General features: G+C 39.8%; 25 protein-coding genes and 3 pseudogenes. 7 read left to right on the top strand and 21 right to left on the bottom strand.

Annotated features, from left to right (window positions below; translation table 11 throughout):
- Positions 1–27: 27 nt before the first annotated feature.
- From SM12261_RS03840 to SM12261_RS03795, 10 genes and pseudogenes are all read right to left on the bottom strand, one after another.
- Complete coding sequence (locus SM12261_RS03840) at positions 28–468, bottom strand: ASCH domain-containing protein (RefSeq protein ID WP_000188805.1); 441 nt, start codon at positions 466–468, stop codon at positions 28–30.
- A gap of 30 nt (positions 469–498) precedes the next feature.
- The gene (locus SM12261_RS03835; RefSeq protein WP_000198458.1) at positions 499–1,197 is read right to left on the bottom strand and encodes a 3-oxoacyl-ACP reductase; all 699 of its coding nucleotides are present in this window, start codon (positions 1,195–1,197) and stop codon (positions 499–501) included.
- Positions 1,190–1,426 carry a DUF2829 domain-containing protein gene (locus SM12261_RS03830; RefSeq protein WP_000141913.1) on the bottom strand — a complete coding sequence of 79 codons (237 nt, stop codon included), beginning with the start codon at positions 1,424–1,426 and terminating at the stop codon, positions 1,190–1,192. Before SM12261_RS03830 ends, SM12261_RS03835 begins: the two co-directional genes overlap by 8 nt.
- Before the next feature lie 98 nt (positions 1,427–1,524).
- Positions 1,525–2,451 carry an aldo/keto reductase gene (locus SM12261_RS03825; protein WP_001269472.1) on the bottom strand — a complete coding sequence of 309 codons (927 nt, stop codon included), beginning with the start codon at positions 2,449–2,451 and terminating at the stop codon, positions 1,525–1,527.
- A 74-nt stretch (positions 2,452–2,525) separates the two neighbouring features.
- Positions 2,526–3,340, bottom strand: a pseudogene (locus SM12261_RS03820) (hypothetical protein).
- Positions 3,341–3,343: 3 nt separating this feature from the next.
- Complete coding sequence (locus tag SM12261_RS03815; protein ID WP_000665425.1) at positions 3,344–3,664, bottom strand: PadR family transcriptional regulator; 321 nt, start codon at positions 3,662–3,664, stop codon at positions 3,344–3,346.
- 132 nt (positions 3,665–3,796) lie between these two features.
- Complete coding sequence (gene metG / locus SM12261_RS03810; protein WP_001291392.1) at positions 3,797–5,794, bottom strand: methionine--tRNA ligase; 1,998 nt, start codon at positions 5,792–5,794, stop codon at positions 3,797–3,799.
- Between the two features lie 123 nt (positions 5,795–5,917).
- The gene (locus tag SM12261_RS03805) at positions 5,918–7,177 is read right to left on the bottom strand and encodes an ABC transporter permease (RefSeq protein ID WP_001180405.1); all 1,260 of its coding nucleotides are present in this window, start codon (positions 7,175–7,177) and stop codon (positions 5,918–5,920) included.
- A gap of 1 nt (position 7,178) precedes the next feature.
- The gene (locus SM12261_RS03800) at positions 7,179–7,880 is read right to left on the bottom strand and encodes an ABC transporter ATP-binding protein (RefSeq protein WP_000811472.1); all 702 of its coding nucleotides are present in this window, start codon (positions 7,878–7,880) and stop codon (positions 7,179–7,181) included.
- Positions 7,864–9,070: pseudogene (locus SM12261_RS03795) on the bottom strand (efflux RND transporter periplasmic adaptor subunit). Before SM12261_RS03795 ends, SM12261_RS03800 begins: the two are co-directional and overlap by 17 nt.
- A 293-nt stretch (positions 9,071–9,363) precedes the next feature.
- Between SM12261_RS03795 and gor the strand changes: the two are divergent.
- Positions 9,364–10,709, top strand: a pseudogene (gene gor / locus SM12261_RS03790) (glutathione-disulfide reductase).
- A gap of 188 nt (positions 10,710–10,897) precedes the next feature.
- Complete coding sequence (locus SM12261_RS03785) at positions 10,898–11,434, top strand: biotin transporter BioY (RefSeq protein ID WP_000709046.1); 537 nt, start codon at positions 10,898–10,900, stop codon at positions 11,432–11,434.
- A gap of 53 nt (positions 11,435–11,487) precedes the next feature.
- On the opposite strand, the gene SM12261_RS03780 is transcribed toward SM12261_RS03785, so the two are convergent.
- The gene (locus tag SM12261_RS03780; protein ID WP_000807437.1) at positions 11,488–11,703 is read right to left on the bottom strand and encodes a YdbC family protein; all 216 of its coding nucleotides are present in this window, start codon (positions 11,701–11,703) and stop codon (positions 11,488–11,490) included.
- A 98-nt stretch (positions 11,704–11,801) separates the two neighbouring features.
- On the opposite strand from SM12261_RS03780, the gene SM12261_RS03775 reads away from it, so the two are divergent.
- Complete coding sequence (locus SM12261_RS03775; RefSeq protein WP_001216102.1) at positions 11,802–12,122, top strand: hypothetical protein; 321 nt, start codon at positions 11,802–11,804, stop codon at positions 12,120–12,122.
- 30 nt (positions 12,123–12,152) lie between these two features.
- Here the strand turns inward: SM12261_RS03775 and SM12261_RS03770 are convergent, their stop codons facing one another.
- The 7 genes from SM12261_RS03770 to rpsP form a co-directional block, all read right to left on the bottom strand.
- A complete protein-coding gene (locus SM12261_RS03770; RefSeq protein ID WP_001196038.1) occupies positions 12,153–12,491 on the bottom strand; it encodes an ATP cone domain-containing protein in 339 nt (112 codons plus the stop codon).
- 11 nt (positions 12,492–12,502) lie between these two features.
- Positions 12,503–13,222 (bottom strand): tRNA (guanosine(37)-N1)-methyltransferase TrmD, encoded by a 720-nt coding sequence (gene trmD / locus SM12261_RS03765; RefSeq protein WP_000686917.1) that lies wholly within the window; start codon positions 13,220–13,222, stop codon positions 12,503–12,505.
- Complete coding sequence (gene rimM, locus SM12261_RS03760; RefSeq protein WP_001105912.1) at positions 13,212–13,730, bottom strand: ribosome maturation factor RimM; 519 nt, start codon at positions 13,728–13,730, stop codon at positions 13,212–13,214. Before rimM ends, trmD begins: the two co-directional genes overlap by 11 nt.
- 30 nt (positions 13,731–13,760) lie before the next feature.
- Positions 13,761–14,549, bottom strand: a complete 789-nt coding sequence (locus SM12261_RS03755; RefSeq protein ID WP_000821028.1) for an alpha/beta fold hydrolase — start codon at positions 14,547–14,549, stop codon at positions 13,761–13,763.
- A gap of 107 nt (positions 14,550–14,656) precedes the next feature.
- A complete protein-coding gene (locus tag SM12261_RS03750) occupies positions 14,657–15,208 on the bottom strand; it encodes a hypothetical protein (RefSeq protein WP_004239319.1) in 552 nt (183 codons plus the stop codon).
- Positions 15,209–15,321: 113 nt separating this feature from the next.
- A complete protein-coding gene (kphA, locus tag SM12261_RS03745; RefSeq protein ID WP_000379617.1) occupies positions 15,322–15,561 on the bottom strand; it encodes an RNA-binding protein KphA in 240 nt (79 codons plus the stop codon).
- Between the two features lie 19 nt (positions 15,562–15,580).
- Positions 15,581–15,853: a 30S ribosomal protein S16 gene (gene rpsP, locus SM12261_RS03740; RefSeq protein ID WP_000268760.1), complete on the bottom strand. Its 273-nt coding sequence runs from the start codon at positions 15,851–15,853 to the stop codon at positions 15,581–15,583.
- Positions 15,854–16,028: 175 nt separating this feature from the next.
- Between rpsP and SM12261_RS09485 the strand changes: the two genes are divergently transcribed.
- From SM12261_RS09485 to SM12261_RS03725, 4 genes are all read left to right on the top strand, one after another.
- Positions 16,029–16,172 (top strand): hypothetical protein, encoded by a 144-nt coding sequence (locus tag SM12261_RS09485; RefSeq protein WP_001067872.1) that lies wholly within the window; start codon positions 16,029–16,031, stop codon positions 16,170–16,172.
- A 260-nt stretch (positions 16,173–16,432) separates the two neighbouring features.
- On the top strand, positions 16,433–17,011 hold the full coding sequence (locus SM12261_RS03735; RefSeq protein WP_000742118.1) for a hypothetical protein: 579 nt from the start codon (positions 16,433–16,435) through the stop codon (positions 17,009–17,011).
- A 2-nt stretch (positions 17,012–17,013) separates the two neighbouring features.
- On the top strand, positions 17,014–17,238 hold the full coding sequence (locus SM12261_RS03730) for a helix-turn-helix transcriptional regulator (RefSeq protein WP_001041099.1): 225 nt from the start codon (positions 17,014–17,016) through the stop codon (positions 17,236–17,238).
- Between the two features lie 304 nt (positions 17,239–17,542).
- Complete coding sequence (locus tag SM12261_RS03725; RefSeq protein ID WP_000717398.1) at positions 17,543–18,346, top strand: peptidylprolyl isomerase; 804 nt, start codon at positions 17,543–17,545, stop codon at positions 18,344–18,346.
- Positions 18,347–18,399: 53 nt separating this feature from the next.
- On the opposite strand, the gene SM12261_RS03720 is transcribed toward SM12261_RS03725, so the two are convergent.
- From SM12261_RS03720 to rlmN, 3 genes are read right to left on the bottom strand one after another with little or no spacing between them, the layout of a single operon-like run.
- Entirely contained in the window at positions 18,400–19,941 is a 1,542-nt protein-coding gene (locus tag SM12261_RS03720) for an ABC-F family ATP-binding cassette domain-containing protein (protein ID WP_000025380.1), read from the bottom strand.
- Position 19,942: 1 nt separating this feature from the next.
- Positions 19,943–20,425: a VanZ family protein gene (locus SM12261_RS03715; RefSeq protein ID WP_000976729.1), complete on the bottom strand. Its 483-nt coding sequence runs from the start codon at positions 20,423–20,425 to the stop codon at positions 19,943–19,945.
- Positions 20,425–21,510, bottom strand: a complete 1,086-nt coding sequence (gene rlmN / locus SM12261_RS03710; RefSeq protein ID WP_000804766.1) for a dual-specificity RNA methyltransferase RlmN — start codon at positions 21,508–21,510, stop codon at positions 20,425–20,427. Before rlmN ends, SM12261_RS03715 begins: the two co-directional genes overlap by 1 nt.
- Positions 21,511–21,525: the final 15 nt, after the last annotated feature.

Genomic DNA, 21,525 nt, shown 5'->3' with positions numbered 1-21,525 from the left:
TTCCAAAACTTTCTTCCTTCTAATAGCCTACAGTGGGTAGACCTTGCGAAATTCTTCTAAAACGACCTTGCTGTTAGGTGTAAAAGTCAGTCCTGCTTCTCTCAGCCACTCGGCGAAACAAGCCTCATGAACCTGACGCCAATAGGTCAAAGATTTGTCTCCCTCACCTTCCTTATAGGCATGTTGCGCAGAAACTTGATTAAAGGGCTGAACGGAAACCCTTGTAATTTCGACAATGCAGACAGCCTGATTTTGACTATCTAAAATAACATCGAAGGTCCCTTCTTGTGGAAGAGGTTCGTCTTCTAGTGCGTAGAGGTCGTAGGCTGAGGCGGTTGCTGTCTTTTCGCCTTTAAACACCAAATCTGCCAAGAGATCTGTTTCCACTCCAAAAGCCCAGGCATCTACCTCATCTCCGATAGAGGGATCAATTTTCTTGTATGCATTCCACATTTCTTGCGGTGTCATGGGTGCTCCTTTTTATTAACTTTATTCTCCCTACTTCAAAGACCAGCCACCATCTATTGTCAGAATTTGTCCCTGCATGGCAGAGGCCTTTCCACTGGCTAAGAAAAGGCTAATCTCTGCTATTTCCTCTGGCTCAATCCAGCGCTTGATTGGCGTTTCACTAGCCACCCAGTCTGCTAAGCCACCTGGTTCAAAGTCGTCAGCTGTCATAGCTGTCTTGACTGCTCCTGGAGCGATACCAAAGATCTGAATCCCAGCTCCCGCATAGTCTAGAGCCAACTGCTTGGTAAATCCTGCCAAGGCGTGCTTCGAAGAAGTATAGGCGTGTCCACCGCCACCTGCTAGGCTCGAAGCAATAGAACACATATTGATAATGATTCCTTTTTTATTTTCCAGCATTTGCGTCAAATAATAGCGAGTCAACTCAACAGGAGTCACATAGTTGATTTCAAAAATCTCTTGAATTTCCTGCGCTGATTGTTCCAAAAGTGGTTTGTAAGCATCCAAAACTCCAGCAGTATTGCACAAAACATCCACCCGAGGACACCAGTCAAAAATAGGCTCCAAGTCCAAGGTCAAATCTCTCTGAAAAAAGTGGAAATCACCCTCTAAGAGCGGATTTTCATCTTGGTCAACTCCATAAACTTGAAAGCCATTCTCTAAAAAGAGGCGAGCTTGAGCTAGGCCGATCCCTGAACTCACTCCTGTAATCAATACACGTCTAGTCATGCACTTCTACCCAATCCGTCGCCAAAACATCACAAGGTGTCGGACTCCACATGGAAAAACCTTCTCCTTCTCCAGACACGTTGATTAGGAAATAAGGTGTCACTTCAAGAGCAACCCCGTTTTGTTCAATGGTGTCAAAAAGCTGCACATAGTTTTCCGCACCTCCCCAACCAGTACGTACATATTTTTTCTTAGCCTTCAATCCAGGCAGAATCTCTTCAAATGTCATTTTTTTCTCCTTTAATATCAATAATTCTCCCTTTCATTATAACAAAAAACCGCTTTACAACAGCTTTTTGACTGTGATTTATTTACATCTGCTTCTACTTACGGCAAATTATTCCCTGCAGCAAGATAAATTTCATACCATTCTTTTCTTGTTAAGCTAAAGTTTCCCGCTTGGCTAACTTCTCTCAAGTGCTTAGGATTTGTGGTGCCTACGACTGCCTGCATTTTTGCTGGATAACGCAATATCCAAGAAATGGCAATAGTTGAAGAGGTTACTCCATATTTAGTAGCTAAACGATCAAGTACTTGATTTAAAGCTTGAAATTTCTCATTTCCAACAAAATTCCCTTTGAAATACCCGAATTGTAAGACAGACCATGCTTGAATGACCACATCGTGTAATTTGCAATATTCAAAAATGCTGCCATCTCGCATAGCTGCTTGACTATCTTCCATATTAACATGAAAACCTGATTCGAATCCTGGTGTAAAAGCCACACTCAATTGTAGCTGATTAACAGCTAACGGCTGCTTGACATCTTTTTTAAGCAACTCCATCATCATAGGATTTTGATTAGAAACTCCAAAATTTCGAACCTTACCTTGTTTATAAAGGATATCAAAGGCTTCTGCTACTTGGTCAGCTTCCATCAAAGCATCTGGTCGATGAAGAAGCAAGCTATCTAAATAATCAACCTGCAATCTTTCTAAAATCCCATCAACTGATTGTAATATATACTCTTTTGAAAAATCAAAATAGGTAAATTCTTCAATGCGAATGCCACATTTGGACTGAATCCACATCTTTTCTCTTAAATCTGGACGATTTTTTAGGACAAGACCTAACAGTTCTTCACAACGACCAAGACCATATATATCAGCTAAGTCAAAAGCATTGATTCCAACAGAAAGTGCTGTTTCTACAAGCTCTTCAACTTCTCTAACAGACTTATCTTTTATTCTCATCATTCCGAGAACAATTTCTGATAATTCTTTGTCATCTTGACCAAGAGTTATGTATCTCATCAAATTTTTCTCCTTTAATTTCTAACATTCTTCCCTTCATTATAACAAAAAACCGCTTTGCAACGGCTTTTTGACTATATTTCACTCCATTTTATCTTCTTAAACCCACGGAACAAGACAAAGATTCCAATAAAGAGGACAGCTAAAGGTATGACTTTTGTAAGGAAAACATTTGAAATGCCCATCCACTCATAGTAACGGAGCAGAGAACCTACAATAAGGTGGGCAACAATCATACTGACAAAGGGACGAAAAATCGGTTCTTTCCAATTCCAAATACTGATGACCAGCGAAATCGTAAATACAGATAAACTATCCCAGGGAGCAGGAAGATAAAAGGCTCCTTCTTGTATGAAGCTTGCCATTCCTACATATCCCAGAACAACTAGCAGAACAAGAATCCCAACGACAATATAGGTACCAATTTTCATTTTAGGAGAATCTTGGACTAAACTTCTTCGTAAAATTGTAGCCACAAGCCCAAATCCGACCAGAAAAAGAAGAAGTTGGCCTAAAAACGTAAGCAAATTGACTGTTAAGAGAGGACCTTTAGAAAATCACCTAATAGTTGATAGTAGCGTAATACCGCTAGGACAAGAATTGGCGTCAAAAGGGACTCTTTGATAGAACTGCGAGGTGCTTCCTTGAGCATCTCTTTCATTATTGTTTTAGGATTCTTACCTAGATAATCCTCTGCACTCATCCCGTCTCGTTCTGCTTCTGAGAAATCTAGCATCATCAAATAGATCTGCTCTCTGAGATAGTCCTCATCATAGAGAAATCCAGCAAGATTAAAACTATCCCACAGTTCCTCAAAATACTTTTGATTCTCCTCAGAAAACTCATGTAGCAAAGCGCTTGTTTCTTCATAATACTTCATTTTCTTTATGGTTTACCCTCCATTCTTAATTCCTTCTACTTTTTGACTCAAATCGTCCCATTGTTGCCAAAAGACTGAGACACGTTCTTCTCCTTCTTTAGTTAACGAAAAATACTTCCGATCTGGACCATCTGACGACGGGCGCACGTCGCCTCTTATCCATTGATTTTTTTCTAACTTTTGCAACAAAGGATAAATAGTTCCTGGAACGATAGTGTCAAATCCAGCCTCTCGCAAAGTCTGAACCAACTCATAACCATACCGCTCTTTTTGACCAATCATATCCAAGACACAACCTTCAAGAACACCTTTTAATAGCTGAGTTTCTTTCATCACTTCTCCCTTCTAATCTATTTTGTAATACCTACTAGTAACTTCATTTATAATATACCACTTTCACACTAGTTTGTAAAGCATAATAGTTAAATAAAAAACAGAACTAGCATGAACTAGTCCTGTCTATTTTTACCCAATCACACTTCCGTTTGGTACAGCTGGATCAACTGTGAGAAGGGTTAATTTTCCATCATGTTCAGCTGAGAGAATCATCCCTTGGCTGACATATTTTTTCATCATCTTACGTGGTTTGAGGTTAGCAACAATTTGGACTTTCTTGCCGACCAATTCTTGTTCATTTGGATAGTATTTGGCAATTCCTGAGAGGATTTGACGATCTTCACCATCACCAGCATCCAAGCGGAATTGAAGCAACTTATCTGAACCTTCTACTTTAGACACTTCTTTGACTTCTGCGACACGGATTTCAACCTTGTCAAAGTCTTCAAACTTGATTTCTTCCTTGTTTAGTTTGAGCTCAACTTCGTCTGGGTTCCACTCTTTTTCGACTGCTGGTTTGTTGCCTTCCATTTGTTCCTTGATATAGGCGATTTCTTCTTCCATATCGAGACGTGGGAAAATTGGTGTTCCTTTGGCAACTACAGTCACATCTGCTGGGAAGTCAGCCAAGTTCAAGTTCTCAAGGCTAGCAACTTCTGCTAAACCAAGTTGAGTCAAAACTGCACGACTAGTTTCCATCATAAACGGCTCAATCAAGTGAGCAACGACACGAAGGCTAGCTGCCAAGTGACTCATGACACTTGCTAATTGGTCACGGAGAGCTTCATCCTTGGCCAAGACCCATGGGGCGGTCTCATCGATGTATTTATTGGTACGAGAGATCAGAGTCCAGACTGCTTCAAGAGCACGTGGGTAGTCAACTGCTTCCATGTGTGTATGATAGTCTGCGATTGATTGTTCTGCTACTTGAGCAAGAGCATGGTCAAACTCTGTCACACCCTCTACATAGGCAGGGATCTGACCATCAAAGTACTTGTTAATCATAGAAACCGTACGGTTGAGGAGGTTTCCAAGGTCATTGGCCAATTCGTAGTTGATACGGCCTACATAGTCTTCAGGAGTAAAGGTTCCGTCTGAACCAACTGGAAGGCTGCGCATGAGGTAGTAACGAAGTGGATCTAGTCCAAAACGCTCTATCAACATTTCAGGATAGACAACATTCCCTTTAGACTTAGACATCTTACCGTCTTTCATGACAAACCAACCATGACCAATCAAACGTTCTGGCAATTTGATATCCAACATCATAAGAAGGATTGGCCAGTAGATTGAGTGAAAACGAAGGATGTCTTTTCCAACCATGTGGAAGACTGTTCCGTTCCAGAACTTGTCAAAGTTAGCGTGTTCGTCTTGATCGTAGCCAAGAGCTGTCACATAGTTGAGCAGAGCATCAAACCAAACATAGACAACGTGTTTTGGATTTGATGGTACTGGAACACCCCATGTAAAGGTTGTACGAGAAACTGCCAAATCTTCCAAACCTGGCTCGATGAAGTTGCGAAGCATTTCATTCAGACGACCATCTGGAGTGATGAATTCAGGATGGGACTTGAAAAATTCTACTAGACGGTCTTGGTATTTGCTGAGGCGAAGGAAGTAAGATTCTTCTGAAACCCATTCAACCTCATGACCTGATGGAGCGATACCACCCGTCACATTTCCAGCTTCATCACGGAAAACTTCTGCAAGCTGGCTTTCTGTAAAGAATTCCTCATCTGATACTGAATACCAACCAGAGTATTCACCCAAGTAAATATCATCTTGAGCCAGCAAGCGTTCAAAGACTTGTGCGACAACTTTTTCATGGTAATCATCCGTTGTACGGATGAATTTATCGTATGAGATATCCAGTAATTGCCAGAGTTCTTTGACTCCAACTGCCATCCCATCAACATAAGCTTGAGGTGTGATGCCAGCTTCTTCAGCTTTCTGCTGGATTTTCTGACCATGCTCATCAAGACCTGTCAGATAAAAGACATCGTAGCCCATCAGGCGTTTGTAACGTGCTAGGACATCACAAGCGATGGTTGTGTAGGCAGAACCGATATGAAGTTTACCAGATGGATAGTAAATCGGTGTTGTAATATAAAAATTCTTTTCAGACATAATTTTTCCTTTCCAGGCAAATGAAACCTGTTTTTCTAACACTTCATTATATCACATTTTTACTGATTTTCGATAGGGAAATCCATACAAAAACAAGATAGACGAGTGTCCATCTTGTTTAACTTATTCATAACGAAGGGCTTCAATTGGATCAAGTTTCGAAGCCTTGTTGGCTGGCAAAACTCCAAAAATCATACCCACGCTAGCCGAAACTGCAAGACTAAATAGGGCAACTGGGATTGATACTCCTACTTCTATACCCGCTATCAATCCTTGCAAGAGTAGACCAGCTATAGCTGTTAAGCCTGTCGCAATGGTTAGACCAATAACTCCGCCTAGCAAGGTCAAAATCATGGATTCAATCAAAAACTGAATTAAAATATTGGCACGTGTTGCACCCAAAGCCTTACGGAGACCAATCTCACGCGTACGCTCCGTCACCGAAACCAGCATGATGTTCATAACACCAGTTCCTCCAACAAAAAGGGAAATTCCTGCAATGGCACTAATAATCGTAGTTATAAATCCAAAAAGTTGTTGTACTTCTTGGAAGGCTGCAGTCGCATCTGCCACCTGATACTCTCCTTGTTGAAGACTAGCAATTTCGGTCATTTTTCTAGCTAATTCTGGTCCTACAGTTGGTGTCAAACTGGTATCATTAACTCGGAAAACAATATCAGAAATTTCATCCATATTGAAGTTATTGGCAAGAGAAATATTAGTCGTAATCGGAAGTCCACCAATACCAAAAGTCTTGGCAGTCTTGGCCTCATCGCTGGTATAGACACCAATGACACGATAGCTAAAGCCACCAACATCTATAACCTGGTTAACAGCTTCTTGAGCAGATCCAAACAGACTATTAGCAAGTTCTTGGTCTAGTAAAATGACACTGGCCACATCTTTATAATCCTGAGCTATGAAACTGCGGCCTGCAACAATTTCATTTTCAACCGCCTTCATGTAAGTAATATTTCCACCTGTCAAGCTAGCTCGCTCCACTTTTTTGTCTTTATAAGACAGGGTGGTATTGGTCGAGTTGGTTACATAGTAACTGTCCACCCCTTTAACTTTAGCAGCCTCCTTGACCCAAGCTTCTTGTGGTTTTGGTGGCTCCACAGGAACATCCTCTTCTTTCCCAGAAACCGTCAAAGCTGATTGCTTTTGGGTAAAAGAACCATCTTTGCTTTTGATAGGCGAGAAAAAGACATGGATATTCTTCTGTGACTTGGTCATATTTTTATTAACCTGACGAGACATGGAATCTCCCAGAGCCATAATCACAACAACAGATGAAACACCAATGATAATCCCAATCATAGTGAGAAAAGAGCGCATCTTGTGGGCCATTATAGATGAAAAGGCAAATTTCAGATTCTGCATCTTAGTTTTCCTCCTTTTCTAACTGAGCACTGTCAGACGAAATAACTCCATCCCGAATGACAATCTGGCGTTTAGCATAAGCAGCGATTTCAGGCTCATGCGTTACCATAATAATTGTTTTTCCTTCATTATTCAGTTCAACTAATAATTGCATGATTTGGTTACCTGTTTTGGTATCCAAGGCTCCTGTCGGTTCGTCCGCTAGGATAATAGAAGGATTGTTTACCAAGGCACGCGCGATAGCTACACGTTGCTTTTGACCACCAGATAATTCCGAAGGCAAATGATGACTACGTTCTGTCAATTCAACCTTGTCTAAATACTCCTCAGCTAACTTGCGACGTTTTGAAGCCGAAACTCCCGCGTAAATCAAGGGCAATTCTACGTTTTGCAGAGCGTTAAGTTTAGATAGAAGAAAAAACTGCTGAAAGACAAAACCGATTTGTTGATTGCGGACCTTGGCTAGTTGTTTTTCACCAAGTCCAGCTACTTCTTGGCCTTCAAGATAATATTCTCCACTGGTTGGTGTATCCAACATACCAATCGTATTCATGAGAGTAGACTTACCCGAACCAGATGGTCCCATGATGGCAACAAATTCACCCTCATTCACTTCTAGGTTGATATTTTTGAGAACCTGCAGTTCTTGGTCACCGTTACGGTAGCTTCTGCAGATATTTTTTAGACTAATTAGTTGCTTCATCAGCCTTCACCTCTTTTCCTTCCTCTAGAGAAGACGTTGGGTTACTGATGACCTTGACTCCATTTGTCAGACCTGAAGTGATTTCTTGGTTGTCTGCATCAGCATTGCCCAAACCAACTTCCACTTTCTTGGCCTTTTTCTGCTCGTCAAGCACCCAGACATAGTTCTTATCATTTTCAGTCACAACACTTGTTAGAGGAACCAAAATGGCTTTACTCTTATTCTTAACCTCAACACTTACTGAGAATCCTTGTTTCAAATCACCGATTTCACTTGTAACATCGATGGTATATGGATATTTAGAACCAGAATTACCACCTGTTGCGGCAGTAGCTGCACTTGCTGCTTCACCACTAGTTTTAGGATAGTCAGAGATATAGCTAATCTTACCTGTCCAGCTCTTATCTTGGTAAACTTTAGAAGTAAAGGTTACTTCTTGTCCTACAGAGAGGTTGGCAAGGTTATATTCAGATAGTTCACCCTTAACTTGCAAGTTTTCATTACTTACGACATGAACGACTACTTGACTAGCTCCTGTTGGAGATTTAGAAACATTGTGGTTGACTTCAACCACAGTTCCCTCCAGGGTACTGAGAACCGTCATGGCATCCAACTGACTTTGAGCCTTACTTAATTGCGCTTCTGCATCTGCACGAGCATCACGGGCATCACCTAGTTGTGCATCAATAGATGAAACTGCATTTCCTGAGACTGGAGCTGGAGTTTGCCCTGCAGCTCCTTCGCCTCCTGCTGGTGCTGGTAACTGTGGAGCCGGAGCTGAAGCGGCTTCATTTCGTGCTTGATTGAGTTCATTGATATGACGATCTGCCTTAGCTACTGCTCGGCTAGCTGAATCATAGGCCGCCTGGGCTTCTGAACTACTGTACTTGACTAAAGCCTGCCCTTCACTAACCTTATCCCCCACAGAAACAAGGATTTCATCTAAATCTCCCTTACTAGCATCAAAATAAACATATTGTTCATTTTTTGCCGTTACTGTCCCTGATAATAAAACAGAGGATGCCACGGTTCCTTCTTTAGCAACAACAAGATGAGTTGGCTCATCTTTTACAGCAGTTTTGAGAAGGTTGTCTAAAGAGCAAAATGCCCCCAGCCCCCAATACAACAACACTTGCAGCACCAATTGCTGCATACAATTGCCACTTTTTAGCTTTACGATTCTTTTTCATAATGAAACTCCTTTTTGATTTAAAGTACTTAACAATATTATACAAAAATTACAAAATATAAACAATAACAGTTCAGAACGAAATAATGACATTTCAGGATTCACTTATTGTTCGGAATTTATTTTTATTATCATTGTACTAGTTATATAATACACTTTATTTTTCTTTTTTGCAAGCCTTTTCTTTAATTTTTTTTAACGTAGCAGATTTTTGCAATCACATCAAAAAAAAGATAGAATATGACTATCAAAAAATGACACTCTACTATTTAAAAGAGTACAAAGGAGTTTTTAATGAGAGAATATGATATCATTGCTATCGGTGGAGGTAGCGGAGGAATTGCTACTATGAACCGTGCTGGTGAACATGGAGCCAAAGCAGCCGTTATTGAGGAAAAGAAATTAGGTGGAACCTGTGTCAACGTCGGTTGTGTTCCTAAAAAAATCATGTGGTACGGAGCACAAATCGCTGAGACTTTCCATCAATTTGGAGAAGACTACGGCTTTAAGACTACTGATCTTAACTTTGACTTCGCTACCCTACGTCGCAATCGTGAAGCCTACATTGATCGCGCTCGTTCTTCTTATGATGGCAGTTTTAAACGCAACGGTGTAGATTTGATTGAAGGTCATGCTGAATTTGTAGATTCTCATACTGTCAGCGTAAATGGTGAACTGATTCGTGCTAACATATCGTGATTGCTACTGGTGCCCATCCCAGTATTCCAAACGTTCCTGGTGCTGAACTAGGTGGCTCTTCTGATGATGTATTTGCTTGGGAAGAATTGCCAGAGTCAGTTGCTATTCTAGGCGCTGGTTATATTGCCGTTGAATTGGCTGGCGTACTCCACACTTTTGGTGTCAAGACAGACCTCTTTGTTCGCCGTGATCGTCCTTTACGTGGTTTTGATTCTTACATCGTTGAAGGTCTGGTCAAGGAAATGGAAAGAACAAACTTACCACTTCACACTCACAAAGTCCCTGTTAAGTTAGAAAAAACTGCTGAAGGCATTACCATTCATTTCGAAGATGGTACTAGTCACACAGCTAGTCAAGTTATCTGGGCTACTGGTCGCCGTCCAAACGTTAAGGGCTTGCAACTTGAAAAAGCTGGAGTAACTCTGAACGAACGTGGCTTTATCCAAGTAGATGAATACCAAAATACTGTTATTGAAGGAATCTACGCTCTAGGTGATGTAACAGGTGAAAAAGAACTAACTCCAGTTGCTATCAAAGCTGGACGTACCCTATCTGAACGTCTCTTTAACGGAAAAACTACTGCAAAAATGGATTACTCAACTATTCCAACTGTCGTCTTTTCACACCCTGCTATCGGAACTGTTGGTTTGACAGAAGAGCAAGCTATTAAAGAATACGGTCAAGACCAAATCAAGGTTTACAAATCAAGCTTTACGTCTATGTACTCTGCTTGCACTGACAACCGTCAAGAAACTCGTTTCAAATTGATTACAGCTGGTTCAGAAGAAAAAGTTGTCGGACTTCATGGAATTGGCTATGGTGTTGATGAAATGATTCAAGGATTTGCTGTTGCTATCAAAATGGGAGCAACCAAGGCCGACTTTGACGCAACTGTGGCGATTCACCCAACTGCATCTGAAGAATTTGTAACTATGCGTTAATCGAAAAAAAAGAAGCCGATACAAATGTGTCTGCTTCTTTTTTGATGTTTTACGAAATGATGAAAACAACTTACCCAGTCAGCAAATCGGCCGTTACAGTTTTTGTTACCTTATTTTAAAAAATTGGTTGACAATAATTGCTCCACGAGTATAATAGTTACTATACATCAGAAAAGAGGTTAACTATTTTGAAAAAAGCTCACGTTTATGCTATCCCTGCTATTGGGGCTGCTCTCATTGCTGTTTTGGCACAAATCAGTCTTCCAATTGGACCTGTTCCCTTCACTCTGCAAAACTTTGCAATCGGCTTGATTGCTACTGTCCTTAGACCTAGAGAGGCTGTACTTTCTGTTGGACTCTATCTTCTTCTAGGTGCAATCGGTCTTCCTGTCTTTGCAGGAGGTGGAGCCGGATTTCAGGCTTTAGTTGGCCCTACTGCGGGCTATCTTTGGTTTTATCTTGTTTATTCTGGACTTACCTCTTCTCTAACTAACAGTGATAGTGGTTTTGTCAGAATTTTTCTAGCAAACCTCTTGGGTGATGCCCTTGTCTTTGTCGGCGGGATTCTCAGCTTGCATTTCCTGGCTGGAATGGCATTTGAAAAAGCTCTTGTTGTGGGGGTCATTCCCTTTATCATTCCAGACCTTGGTAAACTTCTGGCTATTAGTTTTATTAGTCGTCCCCTACTTCAACGCCTTAAAAATCAGGCTTACTTTACTAACTAAAAAAGGATATCGAGTTGTCATGACTCAATATCCTTTTCTTTTATTTTGACAACTTAGTTACCTTTAAAGGCATCCACCATTGTTTGAAATTCTTCATTTGAGAGAGTAATTCCTTTGCCCATTTTAGTATGATCTGGGCTCCAAGCACGAATATCAAACTTTGCAGGAGCACCATTAAAGCTCACACGGTTGATTTCCTTAGTCCAACCTTTTTCGTTTTCAGAAAGAGTCAACAAGTGCTCTTCGATTTTAAATGTAAATTCTGCCATTTTCTTCTCCTTTTTTAGCTTTCATTAGTTTATTCGTAAAATCTTGTAGATTTTAGGAAAATTTTATATAATATTGATATAAAAGAAGGGAGGCCACTATGAGACATAAATTCCAGCAAGTTCTAGATAAAATACATGACTTTTTAAATGGACATGAAGAACCAGACCAGACTGAAAGCAACTCCCTTACAGCTACTATTGAAGAGGCTATCCAGAAACAAACCGCTGTTCACCTTATCTTGTCTGAGACAAGTTTTACAGGTGATATCATCAAATACGATCAACAACGCCAGCAAATTATTGTGAAAAATTTTGCCAAAAATGTGACCCGTATTATCCGTATAAGCGATATTCAACGCCTGCGATTTGTCCCTTCAACTGTCCAAACAGCCCAAAAAAATAGATTTAAGAAAGAGTGAGATGTAGTTGCTTCATCCCACTCTTTTTTCTTAGCGAATTTGTTCAAAATGTAAATGAACCGCGATGTGATCTCCATAACCACTTCTTTCCAAGTCACGTTGTAGACGATAGGAAATGTAGTGTTCTGCAATGGTAATGTAACCTGCACCCAGTAAACGATGTTCAACCAAAGACTGAATCATGCTGATGGTCGCACGTTCCACCTTGGCCTCTTCCAAATCCAAAACCACTTTCTTAGTGACTTGTGCAAGGTTTTGACGTAAATCATCTGTCAATACATAGACAGTCTGGGCTGCTTTTAAGATAGCTTGGTAAATCTTATCTGGATTAAATTCAGCAATTTCTCCATCACGTTTGATTACTTGCATAGGTATCTCCTTTATTCTTTGTTTTCTTTAATTTCTGCCAGCATTTTTTCTTCTTCTGCTGTCAGTTGATAATGTTCAAGCAAATCCGGTCTGCGTTCATAGGTTTTCTTTAAACTCTCATACAGGCGCCACTGACGAATCTTTTCATGGTGTCCACTCATCAGTACATCTGGCACAACCATACCTCGATAATCGTAGGGACGTGTGTACTGAGGATATTCGAGAAGCCCAGAAGAAAAACTATCATCTTGGTGGCTAGACTCCTTGCCAATCACTTCTGGAATCAGGCGTACCGTAGCATCAATCATGGTCATAGCTGCCAACTCACCACCAGTCAGTACATAGTCTCCCAGAGAAACCTCATCTGTCACCAAGGTCTTAATACGCTCATCATAACCCTCATAGTGCCCACAGATAAAGATTAACTCTTCCTCTTGAGCCAAATCCTCAGCATAAGCCTGATCAAACTGCTTTCCAGCAGGATCGAGGAGAATGACGCGCGGATTTTTCTTTTCAATAGCATCAAAGGCATCGAAAATGGGTTGGGCTCGGAGCAACATCCCCTGACCGCCTCCGTAGGGCTCATCGTCGACATGGCGGGCCTTTTCAGCATTTTCTCGAAAATTATGATACTGGATATCCAAGAGCCCCTTTTCTCGAGCCTTTCCAACGATTGAGTGCTCTAGCGGAGAAAACATCTCTGGAAAAAGGGTTAAAATATCAATCTTCATCGTCTAACCCTTCTAAGATTTCCACATCGACTCGGTTATTTGGAATATCAACATTGAGAATCACTGGTGGGATATAAGGCAAGAGCAAATCACGCTTGCCTTTTCGCTTGACCACCCAGACATCGTTAGCACCTGGTTGCAGGATTTCTTTGATGGTTCCAATCAAGTTATCACCCTCATAGACTTCCAAACCGATAATCTCGTGATAGTAGAATTCACCATCGTCTAGGTCATTCAAATCTTCCTCAGCAACCTTGAGACTGTATCCCTTGTACTTTTCGATAGCGTTGATATGGTACATATCTTTGAATTTAATAATGTCAAAGTTCTTCTGTTTACGGTGGCTAGCGATGGTCACTGTTTGAACAAACTGATCTTTTTCATCAAACAAAGCCAGCTCAGTACCTTTTTTAAACCGTTCTTCTGCAAAATCCGTCACAGACAAGACTCGCATCTCACCCTGCAATCCTTGCGTATTGACGATTTTCCCAACATTAAAGTAGTTCATCTTGTCTCCTGTACTTTATTTCTATCCATCTTATTCTAACAATTCTCGAATAATAGTCGCAATTTTTTCTGATTCTGACCATTGTAAATAATGGTGATTCCCTCCTAAAATGAGTTTAGTATTGGAAGTCCAATATTCTGATTCTCTGTACTCTTTTTCTCTATAAGGCTGACAAAAAATAAATACAGGGGTACAAGTTTCTATCGACAAATTCTCAAAATCTTCCTCAGTAATCTCTCCAGATATTTGAAATCCTGGATCTTGATTTTCCAACTCTGAGCCTTTTCCCTGCATTATTTCCCAGATTTCTTTATTAATTTCAGGTCTAAATGTTGCTTGAGTTAAGTTCTTAAAATAAAGTTCAGGACCACACTCGTCAATCAGCCTCATCTGCTCTTCCATTTCTGGATAAGAATTTTCTGAAAAATCAGCAAACATGACGTTTTTAGTTGTCGGTTCAATTGCTACTAAAGCCTGACACTTAATTGGTTTCTTGAGCAATTTACAAGCTAAAATTCCACTCAAACTATGTACACAAAGTATATATTCAGAAATCGCCAATTCTTCAAGTACTTCATAAACTGCATCTGCAAGATTATCCAGATTTTTTCCAGCTTGGTCATTCATCGGACTCCTACCTGTGTTCGGAAAATCAATAGTCAAATAACCAATTGTAGGAGGAAGTTTTTCAAGTATAAGTGAAAAATTTTCATAACTTGGTAGCAAACCTGCGCCACTTAAACAAACTAGCATTTTCTTTTGCTTTTGATAAGTAACAGAGAGACTACCAATTTCTGTAGATACTTCAATCCTCTTCATAAAGAAATCCACTCGTTCTATATAATGAATTATTAAAAATCCTTATCCTTTATTTTAACACGTTCCAAGGATTTTCTCAAGTTGGAGGAAGATACATAGAGGGGTCGCTATAGTCCAAAAAGTGCTAATAGTTTCCTCTTTAATGTTAATTTATATTTGAAAGATGAGATATTCACATTCCCATTATACATATTACTATAAAATGTATACTCGCCAATTTCACCCTGACTTGTTTTCCATTTCATTCTTAAACTAGGCATATTCTCTGGTAAATTTGTATGAATCAATAAGCATGTATAATTCTTTAAATTTTTAACTGTATGCAGTTTATCATTATCAACTAAACGATTACTTTTTGAATCATAGATTAAAGAATAAAATTCTATAATTTCAATATCAACTTCCTTTGGATAAAAAATCAAATGGTTATAATGTTTATCATTTTCATCATGTTTAAACTCATATATATGATGAAATCTCGTATGTAAGGAATCAAATTCGATTGGTTTAATTACCTGAATTTCGATATTATTGATATAGGCCTTATTCTGAAAACTAATTTTTAAAATTACACCTATAAAAGTCGAAATCTGTAAAATTCGCAATAACCAATCAATGTACATTGCCCAATCTATGTTTAAAATACAATCAATGTTCATTCTTTTCCAGTCCCCCTTCAAAAATCCTTCCAAATCCCGATTATGCTGTTACTTGATGGATGCTATTTTACACTTCTCCACACAAAAAAAGCGAGACATCCGTCCCGCCCTTCTTATTTTTCGTCAATAACGATTCTTACTTTTTTGTCTTCAGTTGGGACAGAGTAGACAATCGTTCTTATCGCAGAAATAGTGCGACCCTTACGACCGATTACACGACCCACATCGCTTTGATCAAGATCCAAATGATATTCCAAAAACTCTGGTGTATCTTCAATCTTGATAGTTAAGGCATCTGGTTGTGAAATCAAGGGTTTCACAATCGCAATAATGAGATTTTCAATCGTATCCATCTGTCAACCTACTTTAAACTTATTTTGAGAATTTAGAATCGTGGAATTTCTTCAATACACCTTCTTTTGAAAGGATGTTGCGAACTGTATCTGAAGGTTGAGCTCCATCAGCCAACCATGCAAGAACGCGGTCTTCTTTCAAAGTTACTTGGTTTTCAGCAACAAGTGGGTTGTAAGTTCCAACTGTTTCGATGAAACGTCCGTCACGTGGTGAACGTGAATCTGCTACGTTGATACGGTAGAAAGGTTTTTTCTTAGAACCCATACGAGTCAAACGGATTTTAACTGCCATTTTTAAAGTCTCTTTTCTTATTTTTTATTTCGGTGAAATAGCTAAGCTATTTAGCACATGTTCTATTATAGCAGATTTCTGGCAGGTGTCAAGAAAAAAACTTGACAGACTATAAAATTCTTAAACCTTTTAGAAATTTGTTATATTTTTAAAGAAAAATCAGAAAGAGAATGTCATGAATCCTTTTTTAGAAACATTTTATAAAGACCACCAAGTCAAACCCTTCATATCGCCTGAACGAGATTTGAATACTTGGCTCCTAAATCCTAAGCCCGTTCCCAAACGAAATATCAAGGATTTTAAGAACGATATCTACTAATTAATTTATAAAATATGAATTAATAGATTCTAAATAGGAGAATAATTTAGTTCTGTAAAAACTAACTTCTACACCTACAAAGCTTATTCTGACAGACTTTATAACAGTCTAAGAAAAAAGTAGAGATTCATAGAGTATCTAGATTTTCCAAATAATTGCCACCTTGGCACATAAATTCTTGCTTTCTAAATTTAAATGTGATATATTTATAACATAAAATTTAAGTGTTATATATTTATAAAATAAAAAAGGAGTCTATCATGAAAAAAAATCAAAAAATGCGTGGCCTCATTGCAGTGATTGCCGTAGCTCTCTTTATTGATTTTACTGTTTTATTTGGTTCTAATCTTAGTTGGGGACCCAAGTTAGTTATTACTGGTATTTCAGTGACAGGTCAAATTGTAGCTATTTGTAGCTGGCTACATAAGAGTCAGAAAGGTAAGGGAAAGATTATTTTTGACTTGTCTGCTAAGCTTTACACGATACTTGTGTTTGCAGCAAGCATTTTTTATACAGTAGGAATTTGGGTTGCGACCCCTAGCGTAAGTTCTGGTATTAAAGAATGGATTTTGGGAATTAGCCTCGTTATTGAAGTGATTATATTTGGTTTTTTCTCTTTAAAAAATGTCAAGGAAACTCCGGACGAACGCTTTTATGCTAATTTAGCCAAGGCAGCTAGCTTGATGTTTGTTTTTATACTAGGCGCACTGATGATCCTAGCAGTTATCATTGGGTATATGGGGTCTCTCACTCTTTACATGGGACAGATATTTATTAACATAGCTGTCTTGATTTGCATCTTTGCGGTTGTCTATTTTATCTTGGAACGTAGAGGATAAGCATGGCCAAAGAAAGCAAGATTATTACTAATCTCAAATCTGTTCGTGAGTCCACAGGCATGACCCAGCAGGAGTTAGCCGACCGCATCGGCATGCGACGCGAGACAATTCTGCACTTGGAAAATAATCGTTACAACCCTTCGCTAGAAATGGCTCTTAAAATTGCTCAAGTTTTTAATCTGAAAGTAGAAGACCTCTTTGAACTCAGACAGAAAGAGGAAGCATAATTCTTTTCGAGACCTAGTATTAAATTCATTGATTAATTAGGAATTGAAGGCAAAAGAAAAAATCCTTTGAAAATGTGCTCTTTTAAAATATAGTAATTCTTTCGAATTAACGTTTACTAATTGTGATGCTTTACGAGCTTTCTTAAGATCTGGTTCCAAAATACTTTGAGTATACTTATGGCATTGATGCCCCTAAGCAAGCGACTTTCTGGTTAGCTTCCTCTTAAACTGTCTTGTCACTAATATTTGAAATCCCCTTCCTTTTAGGGTACAATGGTAGAAATGAATTTTTGAGAGGAATAGAATGAAAAAAATAGCAACACTTCTTTTACTATCCACTGTAGCTCTAGCTGGATGTAGCAACATCCAACGTAGTTTGCGTGGTGATGACTATGTTGATTCCAGTCTTGCTGCTGAAGAAAGTTCCAAAGCAGCTGCCCAATCTGCCAAGGAGTTAAACGATGCTTTAACAAACGAAAACGCCAATTTCCCACAACTATCTAAAGAAGTTGCTGAAGATGAAGCTGAAGTGATTCTCCACACAAATCAAGGAGATATCCGTATCAAACTCTTCCCTAAACTCGCTCCTTTAGCGGTTGAAAACTTCCTCACTCATGCCAAAGAAGGCTACTATAACGGCATTACCTTCCACCGTGTCATCGATGGCTTCATGGTTCAAACTGGAGATCCAAAGGGAGACGGTACAGGTGGTCAGTCCATCTGGCATGACAAGGATAAGACAAAAGATAAGGGAACTGGTTTCAAGAACGAGATTACTCCTTATCTCTATAACATCCGTGGTGCTCTTTCTATGGCTAATACTGGTCAACCAAACACCAACGGTAGCCAATTCTTCATCAACCAAAACTCTACAGATACCTCTGCTAAACTCCCTACAAACAAGTATCCAAAGAAAATCATCGAAGCCTATAAAGAAGGGGGAAACCCTAGTCTAGATGGCAAACACCCCGTATTTGGTCAAGTGATTGACGGTATGGATGTTGTAGATAAAATTGCCAAAGCCGAAAAAGATGAAAAAGACAAGCCAACTACTGCTATCACAATCGACAGCATCGAAGTGGTGAAAGACTACGATTTTAAATCTTAAAAACCAAAAAATACAGTATCCACATTCGGTACTGTATTTTTTTGTCCTCATTTTTAAGTTAGATTATTAAAATCCCATATTTGGTCCATCCAGCCTTCATAGAAGTCTGGTTCATGGCAGACCATAAGGATAGATCCCTTGTATTCTTTGAGAGCGCGTTTGAGTTCATCCTTGGCATCCACATCCAAATGGTTGGTCGGCTCGTCCAGCACTAAAACGTTGTTTTCACGATTCATCAAGAGACAGAAACGAACCTTGGCTTGTTCCCCACCTGACAAGACCTGAATTTGGCTTTCGATATGCTTAGTTGTCAAACCACAACGGGCAAGGGCTGCACGAACTTCTGCTTGGTTAAGAGCTGGAAAGGCATTCCAAACAGCCTCTAGTGGTGTTTGACGATTGCCACCTTCTACTTCTTGTTCAAAGTAGCCAAGTTCTAGGTAGTCTCCACGTTCAACCTCTCCAGCGATTGGTGGAATAATGCCCAATAGGGACTTCAAGAGAGTTGTTTTCCCGATACCATTTGCCCCGATAATAGCAACCTTTTGATTACGTTCAAAGGTAAGATTTAAAGGCTTGGTCAGAGGACGATCATAACCAATTTGCAAATCCTTGGCTTGGAAGATAAAGCGCCCTGGCGTACGAGCTGATTTGAAATCAAAGGATGGTTTTGGTTTCTCACTTTGTAATTCGATAATATCCATCTTATCCAATTTCTTCTGACGAGACATGGCCATGTTTCGTGTTGCAACACGCGCTTTGTTTCGGGCAACAAAGTCCTTAAGGTCCGCAATTTCTTTCTGCTGACGTTCGTAGGCTGCCTCTAGCTGAGATTTCTTCATAGCATAGACTTCTTGGAACTGGTAGTAGTCACCAGAGTAACGCGTCAGCTGTTGATTTTCCACATGATAGACGATATTGATAACATCGTTCAAGAATGGAATATCGTGTGAAATAAGGACAAAGGCATTCTCATAGTTTTGGAGATAGCGCTTGAGCCAGTCAATATGCTCAGCATCCAAGTAGTTGGTTGGCTCGTCCAAAAGCAAGATATCGGGCTTTTCAAGGAGGAGTTTTGCCAAAAGCACCTTGGTTCTTTGCCCACCTGACAAAGAAGTTACATCTGTATCCATGCCAAAGTCCATGACACCAAGGGCACGCGCTACTTCGTCAATCTTAGCATCCAAGGTATAGAAATCACGACTCTCTAAACGATCTTGCAGTTCGCCAACTTCTTCCATGAGAGCATCAACATCCGCACCGTCTTCAGCCATTTCCATATAAAGGTCATTGATACGAGCTTCAGCTTTAAACAGCTCATCAAAAGCTGTACGGAGCACATCACGCACCGACTGCCCTTCAGCAAGGACTGAGTGTTGATCCAAGTAACCCGCAGTCACATATTTGGACCACTCAACCTTTCCTTCATCTGGCAGCATTTTACCAGTCACAATGCTCATAAAGGTTGATTTTCCTTCACCATTGGCACCGACCAGACCGATATGTTCTCCCTTAAGGAGGCGGAAGGACACATCTTCAAAAATTGCACGGTCACCAAAACCATGACTCAGATTTTTAACTTCTAAAATACTCATTTTAATTCCTTATCTTGTTTTTATGTAATTGTTTATAGAGAAGCCAAGCCAGATAGCCACCCAAGGTATTGGTCCACAAATCATCAATCTCAAAGACGCGATTAAAATCAAAGAAAAAATCTAAGACTAACTGCGTACACTCAATTCCTAGGCTTATAAGAAAACTGAAAAAGATCACTTTTCTTGTCTTACGCAAATTTGGAAGGAGATAAAGGAGTTGGAAAATCAGAGGAAAAAGTAAGAAGACATTGAGGATATTTTGTAGAAAAAGCCAACATAATTGTCCTATGTCACTCACCTCACCCAGTTTCCAGAGAGAATTGAAAGGAGTCAAAAGAAAAACCAGGCGTCCAAGATGCTGAATACCTGGAGTTTCCACCCCCACGGGAGAATGTTCTTGAGGAGTAAAGCAAAAGTAAACGATACAAATACTATAGAAAATGACTCCCCAGACCAAAATACGATTATAAGTCTTCTTCATCATTAAGGATTGACTGCTGCGACTGCTTTCTGGCGGTCACGTTTCATTGTATTAGAACGCAATTGTCCACAAGCTGCATCAATATCAGTACCATGCTCTTGACGAACCACACAGTTAACCCCTTTTTTCTTAAGCGTATCATAAAAGGCCAGGACGCGCTCTTTAGGACTACGGCTATATTGGTCATGCTCACTAACTGGGTTATAAGGAATCAAGTTTACATAAGACAATTTCTTGATATTCTTGAGCAATTCAGCCAATTCCAAGGCTTGTTCTACACCGTCATTAACTTCATTGAGCATGATATACTCAAAGGTCACACGACGATTTGTTGTTTCGATATAATACTCAATAGCAGCAAAGAGTTTTTCAATCGGAAATGCACGGTTAATCTTCATGATGCTTGAACGCAACTCATTGTTAGGTGCGTGAAGGGAAACGGCAAGATTGACCTGAACTCCTTCATTAGCAAAATCACGAATTTTATGGGCCAAACCTGAGGTTGAAACCGTGATGTGACGAGCACCGATAGCCATTCCCTTGTCATCGTTGATAGTACGAACGAAATTCAAGACATTGTTGTAGTTATCAAAAGGTTCACCGATTCCCATGACAACGATATGGCTGACGCGTTCATCCTGACCACGTTCATCAAAGTATTTCTGAACCAGCATGATTTGCGCTACGATTTCACCGTTATTGAGGTCACGTTGTTTCTTAATCAAACCAGAAGCACAGAAGGTACAACCGATATTACAGCCGACCTGAGTGGTCACACAGACTGACAGCCCGTAGTGTTGACGCATCAGTACTGTCTCAATCAACATACCATCAGGCAATTCAAAAAGATATTTAACGGTACCATCAGCAGACTCTTGAACGATACGCTGTTTCAAGGGATTGACCACAAATTGTTCATTGAGTTTAGCAATCAAATCCTTGGAAAGGTTGGTCATCTCTTCAAATGACTGGACACGTTTACGGTAAAGCCATTCCCAGATTTGATCTGCACGGAATTTCTTTTCTCCCTGCTCCAAAACCCATTCCTGCATGGTTTGACGTGTTAAACTATAAATTGACGGTTTCATTTCTTCTCCTTATTC

This window comes from Streptococcus mitis NCTC 12261 (assembly GCF_000148585.2).
Lineage (GTDB): Bacteria > Bacillota > Bacilli > Lactobacillales > Streptococcaceae > Streptococcus > Streptococcus mitis.
The sequence above is the reverse complement of the archived record's forward strand: the minus strand, read 5'-3'. Positions and strand labels throughout refer to the sequence as shown.

What these genes read in the sequence shown, in the direction of transcription:
- SM12261_RS03840 (WP_000188805.1), bottom strand. Translation starts at nt 468, where the DNA reads ATGACACCGCAAGAAATGTGGAATGCATACAAGAAAATTGATCCCTCT.
- SM12261_RS03835 (WP_000198458.1), bottom strand. Translation starts at nt 1,197, where the DNA reads ATGACTAGACGTGTATTGATTACAGGAGTGAGTTCAGGGATCGGCCTA.
- SM12261_RS03830 (WP_000141913.1), bottom strand. Translation starts at nt 1,426, where the DNA reads ATGACATTTGAAGAGATTCTGCCTGGATTGAAGGCTAAGAAAAAATAT.
- SM12261_RS03825 (WP_001269472.1), bottom strand. Translation starts at nt 2,451, where the DNA reads ATGAGATACATAACTCTTGGTCAAGATGACAAAGAATTATCAGAAATT.
- SM12261_RS03815 (WP_000665425.1), bottom strand. Translation starts at nt 3,664, where the DNA reads ATGAAAGAAACTCAGCTATTAAAAGGTGTTCTTGAAGGTTGTGTCTTG.
- metG (WP_001291392.1), bottom strand. Translation starts at nt 5,794, where the DNA reads ATGTCTGAAAAGAATTTTTATATTACAACACCGATTTACTATCCATCT.
- SM12261_RS03805 (WP_001180405.1), bottom strand. Translation starts at nt 7,177, where the DNA reads ATGCAGAATCTGAAATTTGCCTTTTCATCTATAATGGCCCACAAGATG.
- SM12261_RS03800 (WP_000811472.1), bottom strand. Translation starts at nt 7,880, where the DNA reads ATGAAGCAACTAATTAGTCTAAAAAATATCTGCAGAAGCTACCGTAAC.
- SM12261_RS03780 (WP_000807437.1), bottom strand. Translation starts at nt 11,703, where the DNA reads ATGGCAGAATTTACATTTAAAATCGAAGAGCACTTGTTGACTCTTTCT.
- SM12261_RS03775 (WP_001216102.1), top strand. Translation starts at nt 11,802, where the DNA reads ATGAGACATAAATTCCAGCAAGTTCTAGATAAAATACATGACTTTTTA.
- SM12261_RS03770 (WP_001196038.1), bottom strand. Translation starts at nt 12,491, where the DNA reads ATGCAAGTAATCAAACGTGATGGAGAAATTGCTGAATTTAATCCAGAT.
- trmD (WP_000686917.1), bottom strand. Translation starts at nt 13,222, where the DNA reads ATGAAGATTGATATTTTAACCCTTTTTCCAGAGATGTTTTCTCCGCTA.
- rimM (WP_001105912.1), bottom strand. Translation starts at nt 13,730, where the DNA reads ATGAACTACTTTAATGTTGGGAAAATCGTCAATACGCAAGGATTGCAG.
- SM12261_RS03755 (WP_000821028.1), bottom strand. Translation starts at nt 14,549, where the DNA reads ATGAAGAGGATTGAAGTATCTACAGAAATTGGTAGTCTCTCTGTTACT.
- SM12261_RS03750 (WP_004239319.1), bottom strand. Translation starts at nt 15,208, where the DNA reads ATGAACATTGATTGTATTTTAAACATAGATTGGGCAATGTACATTGAT.
- kphA (WP_000379617.1), bottom strand. Translation starts at nt 15,561, where the DNA reads ATGGATACGATTGAAAATCTCATTATTGCGATTGTGAAACCCTTGATT.
- rpsP (WP_000268760.1), bottom strand. Translation starts at nt 15,853, where the DNA reads ATGGCAGTTAAAATCCGTTTGACTCGTATGGGTTCTAAGAAAAAACCT.
- SM12261_RS09485 (WP_001067872.1), top strand. Translation starts at nt 16,029, where the DNA reads ATGAATCCTTTTTTAGAAACATTTTATAAAGACCACCAAGTCAAACCC.
- SM12261_RS03735 (WP_000742118.1), top strand. Translation starts at nt 16,433, where the DNA reads ATGAAAAAAAATCAAAAAATGCGTGGCCTCATTGCAGTGATTGCCGTA.
- SM12261_RS03730 (WP_001041099.1), top strand. Translation starts at nt 17,014, where the DNA reads ATGGCCAAAGAAAGCAAGATTATTACTAATCTCAAATCTGTTCGTGAG.
- SM12261_RS03725 (WP_000717398.1), top strand. Translation starts at nt 17,543, where the DNA reads ATGAAAAAAATAGCAACACTTCTTTTACTATCCACTGTAGCTCTAGCT.
- SM12261_RS03720 (WP_000025380.1), bottom strand. Translation starts at nt 19,941, where the DNA reads ATGAGTATTTTAGAAGTTAAAAATCTGAGTCATGGTTTTGGTGACCGT.
- SM12261_RS03715 (WP_000976729.1), bottom strand. Translation starts at nt 20,425, where the DNA reads ATGATGAAGAAGACTTATAATCGTATTTTGGTCTGGGGAGTCATTTTC.
- rlmN (WP_000804766.1), bottom strand. Translation starts at nt 21,510, where the DNA reads ATGAAACCGTCAATTTATAGTTTAACACGTCAAACCATGCAGGAATGG.